The organism is Pedobacter chinensis (assembly GCF_003339865.1).
Lineage (GTDB): Bacteria > Bacteroidota > Bacteroidia > Sphingobacteriales > Sphingobacteriaceae > Pedobacter > Pedobacter chinensis.
Genome location: NZ_QPKV01000004.1, coordinates 644954 through 659676, shown reverse-complemented (window position 1 = coordinate 659676; position 14723 = coordinate 644954). Strand labels below are relative to the sequence as shown.

Sequence of the window (14723 nt, the reverse complement as noted above, 5' to 3'; positions counted from 1 at the left end):
AACCAATATAATCCTCAGAAATGAAAAAAGAACCAAACACAAAAGAAAGACGAGATTTTTTAAAGGCCTCTGCCCTACTGGCTGGTGGTGCAATGCTCAGTAGCTTTCCACTTGCCGGTGCTTATGCTTCCGGAAGCGACACCATTAAAATTGCATTAATTGGTTGCGGAGATAGAGGAACCGGAGCCGCTTTTCAGGCACTTAGCACAAAATTCAATATAAAGTTAGTAGCCATGGCCGATGCTTTTCAGGATCGTCTGGATAGCAGTTACCAATCACTTAACACTAAATTTGCTGCAAAAATGGATGTTCCTAAAGAACGCCAGTTTGTAGGTTTCGATGCCTATTTAAAAGCTATTCCATTAGCAGATGTGGTATTATTGGTTACCCCTCCGGGCTTTAGACCAATCCATTTTGAAGAAGCCATAAAACAAGGCAAGCATGTTTTCATGGAAAAACCTGTTGCGGTTGATTCACCTGGAATCAGAAAGGTTTTAGCGGCAGCAGAAATCGCAAAAAAGAAAAAACTTAATGTTGTAGTGGGCTTGCAAAGACGTTATCAAAGTAATTATCGTGAGGCAATGAAACTAGTAAAGGATGGTGCTATCGGAGATATTGTTTCTGGTCAGGTTTATTGGAATAGCGGCGGTGTGTGGGTTCGTCCACGTCAGGCAAATCAAACTGAAATGGAATACCAAATGCGAAACTGGTACTATTTTAACTGGTTATGTGGCGATCACATTGTAGAACAACACGTTCATAATATTGATATTGCAAACTGGATCAAAGGAACCCATCCAATTTCAGTTCAAGGTACGGGCAGCAGAGCATGGCGAACCGGAAAAGATTATGGAGAGATTTATGATAACCACGCAGTAGAACTGACTTATGCTGATGGATCGGTAATTTACAGTCAATGCAAGCATTTTGAGGGTGTACCCAACCGTGTTGATGAAACTTTCCAGGGCACAAAAGGTAAAATTTTCTTATCTGCGGGCAACCAGGCCAAGCTATGGGACTGGAAAGGCAATGTCATTTACAATCACAACACCAAAGGAAATGCAAACCCTTACCAAACAGAGCACGATGAACTTTTTGAGGCAATATCAAAAGGAGAATATAAATTTGACAATGCAGAATATGGCGCAACCAGCACATTAACGGGAATAATTGGACGTTATGCAACTTATTCTGGCCAAACCATTAAATGGGAAGATGCCCTGGCTGCTGAAAATAGCTTGATGCCAGAGCGTTTCGCATGGGATGCAAATCCGAAATTAATGCCAGATGAAAATGGTTTATACCCTATAGCAATGCCAGGTAAAACGAAGGTTTTGTAAAAAATATGATAATCAGAATTCTGTTCCTTTGCCTTTCATTATGCTATGCTTTCGTTTCAGCAAAGGAATTGAAGCAATATAAAATCACTGGCTTGGCACAAGGTACAGATTATACCATCATGTACTATGCAACTGATAGTATTGCCACTAAAAAAGGCATTGATAGTTTGTTGGATGAAATTGATTTATCAATGTCGCTGTACAAAAAAGGCTCCCTGATCAATCAATTTAATGCAGCTGAAAAAGAACTGAAAGTCGATCTTTTTTTAATTGATGTTTTAAAAAGAAGCTTTGAAATCAACCGCGATACCAAAGGCATTTTTGACATTACGGTTGCTCCTTTGGTACAAGCATGGGGTTTTGGTCCGAAAGAAAATAACAATGAACCAAGCAGCATGGAAATCAAATCGATATTAAAATGCGTAGGGATGGAAAATCTGAAACTTAAAAACGGAAGATTGTTCAAAACAAAATCCTGTATTCAAATTGATTTGAATGGCATTGCTCAAGGTTATAGTGTAGATTTAATAGCATTATATTTATCGAAAAAAGGCATAAAAAGCTACGTTGCTGAATTAGGAGGAGAAATTAGAATTGCTGGGCCAAAACCAGATGGATCATCAATGAAAATTGGCATTGAGGGACCCGATAAAACCGGAATACCTACGATCAGGCATATCGCCACTCTTGACAGTGGGGCGATCACTACTTCTGGTAATTACAGAAAATTCCATCAAAGCGGGAAGAAAAAAATTTCGCACCTGATTAATGCAAAAACGGGTTATCCACTAGAAAATGAAATGATTAGCGTAACGGTGTATGCAAAAGACGCCATTACTGCCGATGGTTACGACAATGCACTAATGGGAATGCATTTGCCTGAAGCACTAAAATTTGTAGAAGAGCGGAAAGACTTAGAGGCTTATTTTGTTTATCATAAAAAAGATGGATCTGTTGCAGATACTTTATCAAGCGGATTCAAAAAACTAATTAAGAATTAAACTGGCTTTAAAATTCAAAAAACAAACGAATGAAAAGAAGTGAATTTATAAGAAATAGCCTGTTCACTGCAGGAGCAATTACTACGTGGACAGGATTTACAAATGCTTTTGCTACCAAAAAACAGGAAACATCTTTAAGCGATAAGCCATTTAATCTGGATTATGCACCACATCAGGGAATGTTCGCCAATCATGCAGGCAAAAGCTTTCTCGATCAGATACAATTTATGTACGACAAGGGGTTTCGCTCCATTGAGGATAATGGCTATCTGGCCAGACCAGTTGAAGAACAGGAAAAAATCGGAAACCTGCTTGCTAAATTAGGGATGCGAATGGGTGTTTTCGTAGTTGATGGTGGCGACAATTGGAAAACATCGCTAACTACCGGAAAAAAGGAATTCAAGGATAAATTTGTAGAAACCTGTAAAAAATCGGTAGAGGCAGCGAAACGTTGCAATGCTAAATGGCTTACCGTAGTACCAGGGTTTTATGAACGGAATTTACCATACGGAAATCAATTTGCCAACGTGATTGATGCCATGCGTGCCGGGGCAGAAATATTTGAGCCGCATGGTTTAATTATGGTTTTAGAAACCCTGAGTGATACTCCGGATTTATTTTTGCAAAAGACCAACGAAACGTATGCGGTCTGTAAAGCAGTAAAAAGCCCATCATGTAAAATTCTGTACGATATTTATCACATGCAACGTACGGAGGGTGATTTAATAAAAACCATCGATCGTTGCTGGGATGAGATCGCTTATATCCAAATAGGTGATAATCCTGGAAGAAAAGAACCAACCACTGGCGAGATCAATTACAAAAATCTATTCAAACACCTCCATCAAAAGGGCTATAAGGGTATAATGGGCATGGAACATGGAAATGCTAAAGGTGGTAAAGAAGGTGAGTTGGCTGTAATTGCAGCCTACCGCCAGGAAGATACCTTTTTATAAATAATGATTAGTTAATGCAACCAATTAGGTGGCCTGAAACCAATAATTGATATTAATGCAATGGGACATCTGATCATCCATTCAAGTTACAAATAATTTACCATTAAGAAGTTAAGAACAAGGCGGGCCTTAACTTCTTAATGATCAAATAATCTACTTTTCTGTTTCAAATCAAAATTCTATTCCGTTTTCAAAATCCAGACTGATACATCCTGCATCACAGTGAAATTCTGCCCAACCATTTTCATCAATTACAAAAATCTATTCAAACACCTCCATCAAAAGGGCTATAAGGGTATAATGGGCATGGAACATGGAAATGCTAAAGGTGGTAAAGAAGGTGAGTTGGCTGTAATTGCAGCCTACCGCCAGGAAGATACCTTTTTATAAATAATGATTAGTTAATGCAACCAATTAGGTGGTCTGAAACCAATAATTGATATTAATGCAATGGGACATCTGATCATCCATTCAAGTTACAAATAAGTTACCATTAAGAAGTTAAGAACAAGCCAGTCCTTAACTTCTTAATAATCAAATAATCTGCTTTTCTGTTTCAAATCAAAATTCTATTCCGTTTTCAAAATCCAGACTGATACATTACCTGCATCACAGTGAAATTCTGCCCAACCATTTTCATCAATTACAAAAATCTATTCAAACACCTCCACCAAAAGGGCTATAAGGGTATAATGGGCATGGAACATGGAAACGCCAAAGGTGGTAAAGAAGGTGAGTTGGCTGTAATTGCAGCCTACCGCCAGGAAGATACCTTTTTATAAATAATGATTAGTTAATGCAACCAATTAGGTGACCTGAAACCAATAATTGATATTAGTGCGATGGGACATCTGATCATCCATTCAAGTTACAAATAAGTTACCATTAAGAAGTTAAGAACAATCCGGGCCTTAACTTCTTAATGGTCAAATAATCTGCTTTTCTGTTTCAAATCAAAATTCTATTCCGTTTTCAAAATCCAGACTGATACATTACCTGCATCACAGTGAAATTCTGCCCAACCATTTTCATCAATTACTATTTCTTGCTCTCTGCGCCGCAAAGCATCAATAAAAGTTTTACCTGCAAAATCTGTCCCAATTTCCATTTGCTTATAGCCCTCTTCTCCAGTGCTTAATATAACAGCAATACCGCTATTTTCATGTTCCTCATCACCACCTCTTGTCCAGCCGACGCAACTTTCATGATCAAAATAATCACGTTGCTCGCCATAAGACAAATCACTTCTGATTTTACTCATGGTTACTACTTCGGGTAAAATGGCTAATTCAACATGTACATCTTCTGCCTCATTATTTTGATCGTCATAAATTCCCCCATAAACGTCCGGAAAAAATAAACATGGAATTCCCTGCTCTCTTAATAAAATAATAGCATAAGCAATCGGCCTGAACCAAAACTCCACATAGCTTTCCAAAGCCTGCAAAGGTTGCGAATCATGATTATCAACAAAAGTAACCGTTAATTCAGGGGAGATGGAAATTAAGGTATTATCGAATATGGTTCTCATGTCAAATCCATTTCCGTCCTTACTGGCCAGGAAAAAATTATGGTGCAGTAACGAATCAAAAATTTGCGTTTTACCATCCATTAAACGTAAATATTCTTCCTGCGATTCAGTATTTTCGACATTCCAGTCTTCGGCAACGATGAAAAACTGTCGATCAAATTTTTGTGTTAAATGGTCAATCCATTCTTTAATAAAATCAGGATTGATATGTTTTACCGCATCCAACCTAAATCCATCAACATGGGTTGTTTCGACAAACCATTCGCCCCAATATTTCAGTTCCTCAACCACAGCCCTGTTGCGGTAATCAATATCATCGAACATTAAATAATCATAATTTCCAAGTTCAGTTGAAGGTACTTTTTCAAAACCCTCTCCTACATAATTCTGGATAGAATAAATTGCAGTTTCCTTTAAGTCTTCCGCCCAATCTACTCCGCTAAAACACTGATGATCCCAAATAAATGCCGAATATTTTCCTGCCCTGCCTGGAAATGTAAATCTTGTCCAGGCTTCTATCTCAAAAACATCACTCGTAAATTCGGTTCTATTATCGGGATTTACTGTACGCACCGGAATCTTTTCCAACTCATCACCACCCGCCTTATGATTAAAAACAACATCAGCTAATACTGAAATACCTTGATCCTGAAGTGCTTTAATGGCATTCAAATATTCTTCTTTTGAACCATAACGTGTATTTACACTTTCCTTCTGATCAAATTCTCCCAAATCAAAAAGATCATAAACATCATAGCCAACTGAATAACCGCCAGTACTCCCCTTATAAGCAGGTGGCAGCCAAACACTGGTTACACCAATTTCTTTAAGATGAGCAGCCTCTTCAGTTACTTTTGTCCATAAATTCTGTTCTTCATTATAATACCAATGGAAATACTGGATAATAGTTTGATTTTGCATTAACTTGATTTTAAGCTAAGATAACATGCTATTATCTTAATTGTTTTTAGAAAACTAAGTTACCCATAAATGAGAAATATGGGTTTTGCCTGATTTTGAAATCTTAGCAAATCCGAATTGGAATAATTGTTATCCCAATTATAACCAAAAGCTATTTTAATACAATTTTACTTACTTTTGCGCTTGAATATGAGCTTGAAAAAGAAATTTGCCAGAGAGAGTTTTACCATAATGAATGAGTTGGTATTACCGAATGATACCAATACGCTTAATAATTTAATGGGTGGCCGTTTGCTGCACTGGATGGATATTGCAGCGGCAATTTCGGCTCAAAAGCACTGCAACCGCATTGTAGTGACCGCATCGGTTGATAATGTTTCTTTTAAACACCCGATTAAACTGGGCGATGTAATTACTATTGAAGCAAAAGTCACAAGAGCATTTAACACATCAGTAGAAGTTCGTTTAGATGTTTGGGCTGAAAATATTCCAAGCGGCGCCCGTCAAAAAAGCAATGAGGCTTATTATACTTTCGTTGCGGTTGATCAAAGTGCAAGAACGATTCCTGTACCTGAGCTAATACCAGAAACGCCTGAAGAATTTGATCTTTATAATGGTGCATTAAGACGCAGACAATTGCGTTTGGTTTTGGGTGGCAAAATGAGTCCGGATGATGCCAGTGAACTCAAAGCCTTGTTTTTTAAAGCATAATTTTTACAATAATTACCTTCATGCTTAAATTGATTGTTTTATTTTAGTAGCTTACCAGCACTGAAATATGACGACTTATACCATTCTTATTATTTTAAGTGGATTAGTAATTTTTTCTTATCTGTTTGACCTGGTGGCGAGTAAAACCAAAATCCCATCGGTTTTGCTGTTGCTCCTGCTAGGAATCGGACTAAAATTTCTAGTCAGTTATTTAAACATTCAAACCTTTAATTTCTTATCAATATTACCAGCTTTGGGCACCGTTGGGTTAATTTTGATTGTATTTGAAGGTTCACTGGAACTAAAATATGATCAGAACAAAAATAAAATTATTAAGAGTGCATTTCTTTCAGCATTAACCATTTTGCTTGGAACAATTACGCTCATCACAATCATTATTTATCAGATTTCACATCATAATTTGTATACCTGCATTACCAATGCCATACCTTTTAGTGTCATTAGCTCGGCGATTGCCATTCCATCGGCCGCAGCGTTAACCAAAAAAGATAAAGAATTTGTTATTTACGAATCTTCATTCTCTGATATTCTGGGCATTATTATTTTCAATTTTGCCATTACCAATCATTCCATAAACCTATCTGCAGTTATTGGGTTAGGCTTAAGCACTTTTTTAATCATTCTACTATCAGCAATTGCCTGTATTGTGCTTTTATATATCATGGGCAGACTGGTACATCACATTAAATTCTTTCTCATTATCTCAATACTCATTTTAGTATATGCGATTGGTCAATCTTATCACTTATCATCATTGGTGCTCATTTTAAGCACAGGTTTATTTTTAAACAATGCCGATACGATTCAGAATGTTTGGTTCAGAGGTATATTTTTGTACAAAAATCTATCTGCAGATTTATCGCAACTTTATCAACTATCTGCAGAAAGTGCATTTATTTTACGCACCTTTTTCTTTGTGATTTTCGGCTTTACCATGAATGTAAATGAACTCAACAACATTCCAATATTGGCTAACGGACTATTTATTTTAATTTCAATCTATGTGGTCAGAATAATTTTCCTGAAAGTGTTTAAGAAGGAGAAAATTGCCCCAATTCTTTATATCGCACCGCGTGGCCTGATCAGTATATTGCTTTATTTCAATTTACCCGAATCACTGAAAATACCCGAAGTGGGTACTTCATTTTTATTCTTAGTGGTATTAGGTTCTAGTTTAGTAATGACTTTAGGAATAGCGCTAAGTAAGAGAAAGACTGAAGAAGTGATTGTTTAAACATTGTTTAAACCAAATGAAATCTCCTTGTAAAGAAAATTGATTAAAACTGAACCTCTAATTGAAAACTGCTAACTGAAAACTGCTAACTGTTAACTTCCCATTTCCAAAATTTTATCAAACTCTTCGGCTTTTAAAGGCATAACCGATAAACGGCCCTGACGAACCAGAGAAATATCTGCTAAACTGGGTTCGGCCTTAATTTGTTCAAGAGAAACCGGATTTTTTAAAGCTTCAACCGGTGATAAATCTACCACTACCCAATTGGTATCATCAGTTGTTGGATCTTGATAGAATTCTCTTACCACCTTTGCAATGCCGACTACATTTTTACCTTCATTACTGTGATAAAAAAGAACCAAATCACCTTCCTTCATTTCTCTCAGGTTGTTACGGGCCTGATAATTACGAACGCCATCCCAAAAGGTACGCCCGTCCTGGTTAAATTTTTCCCAGCTATATTTAAAAGGTTCTGACTTGACCAGCCAGTATTGTGTTTTTTTCATGCTTTAAAATGGTTTAAAAAATATTTTGGGTGATCGTTGACAAAAACACTGACTATCCCGTTGGCAAGGTTACAGAAACATACGGTTAAACTTTGGAAAGTTAGAAAGTATGAAAAGCAAGCCAGATCACAACCCAAAAACCACTTCAAAGAATGGAACAGGATGGGGTTCTATCTATCGATCCCCGCAAAAATAACACATTCCGGCAAACCTTTCATATATTTTTATTGGTCAACTCGCAATCACGCAGCGATCGAATGAGTAAATAATTTACCATCAAAAGTGGGAGAATTACTTTCCATGAAAATAAGTAGTCACATTTCAGATAATTTCCAATTATTATAAATTGGGGTCAAAGAATTTTAGCTATATGCCGAATCTCTACAATAGAGAAATTTAAAGGCTGATCAATGATTGACCAGCCTTTAACAGATTTAAAAACTATATCTTGCGCCAAGTTGTCCTCTCCATCGGGAGTCAAACGGAGCATTGACAAACGAAGTGTTTACCGGGCTATAGCTGTATGTTGCTCTGGCTCTGCCCCCGGCAGTTGCGGGGTTCTCAAATCCCCTAAAGGTTAAGATCGAGCCACTCAAGGTTGCAGGTAACTGAGCGGTGGTAATTGAAGGAAGTTTTATCAGTCCCCAATCCTTATTGATCAGATTTCCGACATTGAACACATCGAAGGTAATCTGGAGCGTATGTTTACGGGTTCCCGAGCTGATGTGAAAATCCTGAGCAAGATGCAGATCAAAGATATGTGACCAGGGAGTTCTGGCAGCGTTACGCTCAGCAAATTCCCCTCTATGCTTACTCAAATAAGGATCTTGTTCAATAAAAGCATTCAACTGCTCGTAGATCTGGGCAGGTGTTCTGGTATCCTGTGCATTGGTAGGCAAAAGAACAATATCCGCCGCTGATTTTGGGATATACATGGCATCATTCTGGGTTTGCCCATCATTGTTAATATCTGAATTTAACCTATAAGTATATGGTAAACCAGACTGTCCGTTATAAACTATACCTATGGTTGTGGCCATATGCTTTAAATATTCAATGCGGTAAGAGACGGTTCCGATAATCCTGTGGTCAAGGTTCCAGTCAGAATAAGTCAGTGCGGGCGTATTTGGATTATTTGCAATGGTATTATTCCTGAAGTTGGTGGAGGCAATAGTCGAGTTCATGCTCGATAAATCTTTAGACTGGGCATAGGTATAGGCAATGGATCCCGAAACCCCTTTAGCAACATTCCGGGAAACCTGTGCTGTTAAGCTATATTGATATCCTTTATTGGTATTGGTCAGCAAAAATACGTTTGTATATTCCGGATAACGCAATCTTGCATTGCCGGATGGATACAAATCCCTACCATCGCCGTCAAGCTTCGAGGTAGGCTCCACCAGGTTTAAATCCTGAATGATCGGTGCATTAAGCTCCTTGCCGTAAATCCCCTCTAAGGTCGCCACGAAACCAAGTCCAAGTTTCTGATCAAGGGCCAGGTTTGATCTCCAAACCTGTGGCATCTTAAAGTTCTTATCGGTCAGGTCAATCTCTGAAGTGGCAACTGTTGAAGTACGGGGCTGATTGTTTACATCTCCTGAAAAACGGATCGGCTCCGTTGCTGTTCCCGTGGCATTGATGCGGCCAAGATCTACCCCTGAGTTGTTATAAGCATTTCCCAACCAAACGTAAGGAAGTCTTCCGGTAAATATTCCAGTTCCACCACGAAGGATTGTTGAACCATCTTTAAGCACATCCCAGTTGAAGCCTAGTCTTGGCGAGAACAAAAGCTGTGATTTTGGTTTCATATCGGTTACCAGCCCCTGGGTGGCAAATGAATTGGCAAACTGCGCATTGGCCAGGGGCTTGTCCAAGAACACCGGAATATCTATCCTTAAACCGCCGGTTAACTTTAACCCCTCGGTAACTGTATATTCATCCTGCGCATAAAAACCCAGTTGCATGGCCCTGAAGATCGAGGTTGGAATCTGTTCGCCAGGAATCTTTGAATATGTTAATTGATAAACAGAAGGTGCCTGGTTGTTCAGGAAGGATGCGAGACTGCTATAGGTATAGTTTCCCCAAATGTTTTGGATAAATAAATTGTTGAACCTGAAAAACTCATTCTGGGTACCAAAGGTAAAGTGGTGGTTATCCTTGATCCAATCCAGGTTGTCAGTCAACTGAAAAAGGTTTTGGGTTTGCCTGGCAGATGGCGAATATCCTTCAGTTCCTGCGGTAATACTTCCAGAAGCACCAAGCTGAATAAGCACCTGAGGAAAGGGGGCCCCGGGGATTTCCCTGTTGTCTCTCACATTGGAGTAACCAACAATCAGGTTATTTACCAGGTTGGGCGAGATATAACTATTGAGCTCGGCTACGGTAATATTGGTCTTACTGGTCTGAATGTATTTGTTGTTCTCAAATCGTAGTGCATTGATACCATTGCTGATATCATCTCGTCTTGCACCTACATAATTGTGCCGAAGGGTAAGCCTGTTCTTTGAATCGATCAGATAATCGAGCCTGGCAAAGAATTTTTCACTATTGGTATTCTTAGTGATGCCTTCAAAATTCCAGGTTCATAATTATAGGTGTTACGCAGCACATTTGCCACCTGGTTCGCAATATCAGCAGAGATCAATGATTCCGAAGAGGAACCTGTTCCCCTGTTGGCCATATAAAGCAATGGCTCATTTCTTCTGCTGATCTCTGCATTAACAAAGTAAAAAAGTTTATTTTTTACAATCGGACCTCCCAAACGAAAACCATATTGGTAATCGCTGAAATTGTTGTATTTGTTACGGTTCGCATCAGGACTCTTGCCAACCAGAGACTGGTTTTTGCCATAGGTATAAACCGATCCGGTAGTGGCATTGTTTCCCCTACGTGTTACTGCATTGATTCCTGCTCCGGTAAAACTGCCCTGCTTTACATCGAATGGGGCGAGCACAACCTGAATCTCATCAATTGCATCCAGGCTGATGGGCTGGGTACCTGCCTGACCACCTGGCGCACCCGTAGTCGTCCCTCCACCTACTCCATAACCCATAATATCATTATTCTGTGAACCATCTATCTGAATATTGTTGTAACGGTTGTTGCGTCCACCGAATGAAAGACCCGAGGACTGTGGCGTGAAACGGGTATAATCAGAGAGGGAGCGGTTGAGGGAAGGATAATTATCAATGTCATTCCTGCTGATGTTCTTCGAAGCTCCAGTTTTGGTAAGGTTTCTGCCCGCGTTCTTTGAGGTCTTTACCTCAACGGTATTAAGCTGCTGGTTCTCTCCATTCAGGAAAACCTTCATCGAATATACCTGTCCTAAGGGGAGCGTTACCCTGTCCTCTGTATATTTCTGCACCCCGACGTGACTGATCTCGATAGTATAGGGCCCGCCAACCGGAAGGTTCTGAAGGTTAAAGCTCCCTTTATCGGATACACGGGTCTGAAATTTTGCATTTGTAGGCAGATGAATAGCAACGACGGTTGCACCTTCCATCGGATTATTTGAATTGTCGAAAACATAGCCCTTGATACCTGAAGAGGTACTGCCCTGGGCCAAGGCACTGCTAAAATTCATGAACAACGCACAAAAAAGCATGCAACCAGCCATAAATTGATACATCTGTTTTATCGATGTAGATTTTTTTTTCATATTTTTATTCTTTTAGTATTTATGCCATACAGGCAACTGTTTGGTAAAAGTTCCATGAGTGTTCTCAGCACTCATGGTTTTTTTTATTGTCTGGTAATGATGATCCGGTCTTGTTTTATCTCATAATCTATTGGTATTTGCGTTTTGATCTCCTTTAATATTTCGTTTAATGATTTTCCTTTTGTATTTAAACTCACTGGCATGGCATCCTCAGCATTATCGCCCTGCTGATAAATAATTTCACGTCCAAAAGCCCCGCTCAGTTCAGAGATTACTGTGTTAAGTGGCGTCTGGTTGAAGGCAAGTGAGGATTGTGCTATCTTCCCAGGTACCTTTGTACCTACCTTAACAGGCGGTGTCAGTTTAACCAATCCACCCGTTGACTGAAAAAGTGCGCTCTCCTTCGGCGAGAGGAAAATTGCAGGCTTTCCCTGTTCGATTACGCCTACTTTACCAGATTTCACGTTAACGAGTATCCGTTTATAACCATTGCTGGCATCTACCCAAAAGGAAGTTCCCAAAACCACTGTCCGCAGGGTTCCGGTATGAACAGTGAAAGGTCTTTTTTCCATATGACGCACATCAAAAAAGGCCTTTCCAGAAAGATAAACTTTACGCTCGGCATTTAAACTTGCAGAGGTATAGGATAGTGTTGCGCCGGGATAAAGCCTGATAGCACTTGAATCGGGCAGGTAAAAATCCTGAATGGACGGCGAACTGTTTCTTCGCTCAAATTTTCCATCAGGCTGCTTTTGTGTGCTGACCACATCTGCCACGTTCTTATTGGATCTCTCCTTTCCCAGGAAAAGAAACAAAAATGCCAAGGGCAACATTGTAGCTGCTATGCCAATACTCCAGGTCCTTAACTTGTTTACCTTATTTCTTCGCTTCATTATACGCCACTCGATAAAGGAAAAATCCACCGCAGACTGATCCGTTTTAAATTGATCCATCTCCAGCATCTCCAGCTGTCTATCCATAAATGCCTCCAATACATCACTATTCTGCACAGAGAGCCAATCCAGCACCTGCTGATGCTGTGCTTCACTTAGGGTTCCTTCAAAAAAACGGGAGATGGTTTCCTCTCCGAACGGATATTTTTCCATATTGATACAGATTATACGAATGAAACCTACCTGAACCCTACCCTAAAAAATAAAAAAATGCAAAAAAGAATAATTTGCTAGTAGAATGACGTCCTAAAACTGAAGGGTAATACCCAATAAAGCCATCAAAAAAATCAGGATGTCATGTTGCTTTAAGAAAGACCGGATGGCCTTTAAGGTTCCGGTCATGTGTTTCTCCACCGTCTTTACCGAGATACTCAGTTCTGTTGAGATTTCGGCATTGCTCAGGTGGTGATTTCTGGAAAGAGAGAATACCTGACGGTGGCGTTCAGGCATTTTATTTATTACTTCGACAAGGCACCTCTGATAATCCGAGTAAATCACTCCTTCCATGGTACTATTGTCCCTGAGTATCTCAAGTCCGGCCTCTTCGGCATGGTGCTGCTCGAGTCTGATGCGCTTGAGCTGATCGAGTGCCAGGTTTTTGGCAATGGTAAACAAAAGGTTTTTAACATTTCTATCAGGATCTATCTTTTTTCTTGAATCCCAGAACCTCAAAAAGGTATCCTGAATAAGTTCGTCGGCAAGTGCACATTCCTTACAATAGGGCAAAAGAAAGCCAAAGAGTAGAGGCTTATAGCTGTTGTAGAAATATTCCAGAGCACGCATTTCTCCTGCGTGGAGTGCGGTGGCTGCCTGAGTATCATCTTTGTACAACTGCATAGGTCGTTTTTCCTGTCCAAAACTAGACAGACAACCTTGCTTATATATTTACCTTACGTTATCAAATAGTTAAATATTACAACATACATTAAAATTATAGGGTAGTCTCATTTAATGTTGGGATACCGCTGGCGTTGATCTGCCTGGTGGAAATTTTATCGTCCTGTCCAACTTCCACGATCCGAAACCCCTTGTATGCTGTTCCCCAGTTCCCACCAATGTGTGAATCAAAAAAGTGTGGCAGCTTATCGGTATAAAAAACGGCATCCAGACTATGATCATGACCGTGGAATACCGCCTTAACATTATTATAGCTATGCAATAGCGCAACTGTGTCTGGTGCATCAACGAAAGGATTTTGTGGTACCCAGACATGTGGTGGGATATGAAGCACAACAAATACGGTCTTCAAATCCCTGAACTTTTCGAGTTCTGTTTTGAGAAATTCATTGTTCGGGCTCAGGTAAGTGCCTTTAGTATTAGAGGTGTTCGCCAAAACAAAACCTACGCCATTTTTCTCAAAAGAATAGTTGTCCTCATATCCAAAAACAGACATCCAATGGGCAGTATCAGCATGGTCATGATTTCCTGGAATGGCGTAGAATGGCACCTTGAGCTTATCATAGTAATTTGTTTTTACTTCTTTTAGAAGATCGGGCCTGTCGTGCACAAGGTCACCATTGATAATGACAAAATCAAAAGGTGTTTTTTGATGTGCCTGATTAAGCCAGCCAACCATATTTTCGTGATCTTTTTTATATTCAGTGCCAGGTTGTCCATAATGTCCATCTGATGCAATTGCAAACCGTAGCTTTGTTGGAGTAGTAGTACCCAGCTCATCTGCAATAAGTGTTTCTGCTGTTGATGTTATTCCAGCCAGCAATAAACTGGAGATTGTTCCTTTTATAAAAGTCCGTCTTGATGATGCCATGATTAAATATGAATAGCAGGCCAATATTTCATTTGAAAACAAACTGACCATCTGATAAAAACGCAAAGCTACTCTGCAAATCCTTCATATACGACGCCGAACTCAAACTTAACAAAAAGATAA

At 39.4% G+C, this 14723-nt stretch carries 14 protein-coding genes; 7 read left to right on the top strand and 7 right to left on the bottom strand.

The window, feature by feature from the left end; translation table 11 throughout:
• Positions 1-20: 20 nt before the first annotated feature.
• From DU508_RS13290 to DU508_RS13270, 5 genes are all read left to right on the top strand, one after another.
• A complete protein-coding gene (locus DU508_RS13290) occupies positions 21-1340 on the top strand; it encodes a Gfo/Idh/MocA family oxidoreductase (RefSeq protein WP_115403268.1) in 1320 nt (439 codons plus the stop codon).
• Between the two features lie 5 nt (positions 1341-1345).
• Positions 1346-2341 carry an FAD:protein FMN transferase gene (locus tag DU508_RS13285; RefSeq protein ID WP_115403267.1) on the top strand — a complete coding sequence of 332 codons (996 nt, stop codon included), beginning with the start codon at positions 1346-1348 and terminating at the stop codon, positions 2339-2341.
• A gap of 29 nt (positions 2342-2370) precedes the next feature.
• Entirely contained in the window at positions 2371-3297 is a 927-nt protein-coding gene (locus DU508_RS13280; protein WP_115403266.1) for a hydroxypyruvate isomerase family protein, read from the top strand.
• Between the two features lie 222 nt (positions 3298-3519).
• Positions 3520-3687: a hypothetical protein gene (locus tag DU508_RS13275; RefSeq protein ID WP_233509519.1), complete on the top strand. Its 168-nt coding sequence runs from the start codon at positions 3520-3522 to the stop codon at positions 3685-3687.
• Positions 3688-3911: 224 nt separating this feature from the next.
• Entirely contained in the window at positions 3912-4079 is a 168-nt protein-coding gene (locus tag DU508_RS13270) for a hypothetical protein (RefSeq protein WP_233509519.1), read from the top strand.
• A gap of 179 nt (positions 4080-4258) precedes the next feature.
• Here DU508_RS13270 and DU508_RS13265 read toward each other — a convergent pair whose 3' ends face one another.
• Positions 4259-5749 carry an alpha-amylase gene (locus DU508_RS13265; RefSeq protein ID WP_115403265.1) on the bottom strand — a complete coding sequence of 497 codons (1491 nt, stop codon included), beginning with the start codon at positions 5747-5749 and terminating at the stop codon, positions 4259-4261.
• 189 nt (positions 5750-5938) lie between these two features.
• Between DU508_RS13265 and DU508_RS13260 the strand changes: the two genes are divergently transcribed.
• Both DU508_RS13260 and DU508_RS13255 read left to right on the top strand, forming a co-directional pair.
• A complete protein-coding gene (locus tag DU508_RS13260) occupies positions 5939-6460 on the top strand; it encodes an acyl-CoA thioesterase (RefSeq protein WP_115403264.1) in 522 nt (173 codons plus the stop codon).
• Positions 6461-6527: 67 nt separating this feature from the next.
• The gene (locus DU508_RS13255; protein ID WP_115403263.1) at positions 6528-7715 is read left to right on the top strand and encodes a cation:proton antiporter; all 1188 of its coding nucleotides are present in this window, start codon (positions 6528-6530) and stop codon (positions 7713-7715) included.
• A gap of 92 nt (positions 7716-7807) precedes the next feature.
• Here DU508_RS13255 and DU508_RS13250 read toward each other — a convergent pair whose 3' ends face one another.
• The 6 genes from DU508_RS13250 to DU508_RS13225 all read right to left on the bottom strand — a co-directional run bounded on the left by DU508_RS13250 (position 7808) and on the right by DU508_RS13225 (position 14600).
• Positions 7808-8221 (bottom strand): EVE domain-containing protein, encoded by a 414-nt coding sequence (locus DU508_RS13250; RefSeq protein WP_115403262.1) that lies wholly within the window; start codon positions 8219-8221, stop codon positions 7808-7810.
• 434 nt (positions 8222-8655) lie between these two features.
• On the bottom strand, positions 8656-10737 hold the full coding sequence (locus DU508_RS13245; protein WP_449415922.1) for a TonB-dependent receptor domain-containing protein: 2082 nt from the start codon (positions 10735-10737) through the stop codon (positions 8656-8658).
• Positions 10734-11879, bottom strand: coding sequence for a TonB-dependent receptor (locus DU508_RS13240; protein WP_115403260.1), 1146 nt, complete (start codon positions 11877-11879; stop codon positions 10734-10736). The genes DU508_RS13245 and DU508_RS13240 overlap by 4 nt, the downstream gene beginning before the upstream one ends.
• A gap of 83 nt (positions 11880-11962) precedes the next feature.
• Positions 11963-12985, bottom strand: a complete 1023-nt coding sequence (locus DU508_RS13235) for a FecR family protein (RefSeq protein ID WP_115403259.1) — start codon at positions 12983-12985, stop codon at positions 11963-11965.
• Positions 12986-13078: 93 nt separating this feature from the next.
• Complete coding sequence (locus DU508_RS13230) at positions 13079-13669, bottom strand: RNA polymerase sigma factor (protein ID WP_115403258.1); 591 nt, start codon at positions 13667-13669, stop codon at positions 13079-13081.
• A 94-nt stretch (positions 13670-13763) separates the two neighbouring features.
• Entirely contained in the window at positions 13764-14600 is an 837-nt protein-coding gene (locus DU508_RS13225) for a metallophosphoesterase family protein (protein ID WP_115403359.1), read from the bottom strand.
• Positions 14601-14723: the final 123 nt, after the last annotated feature.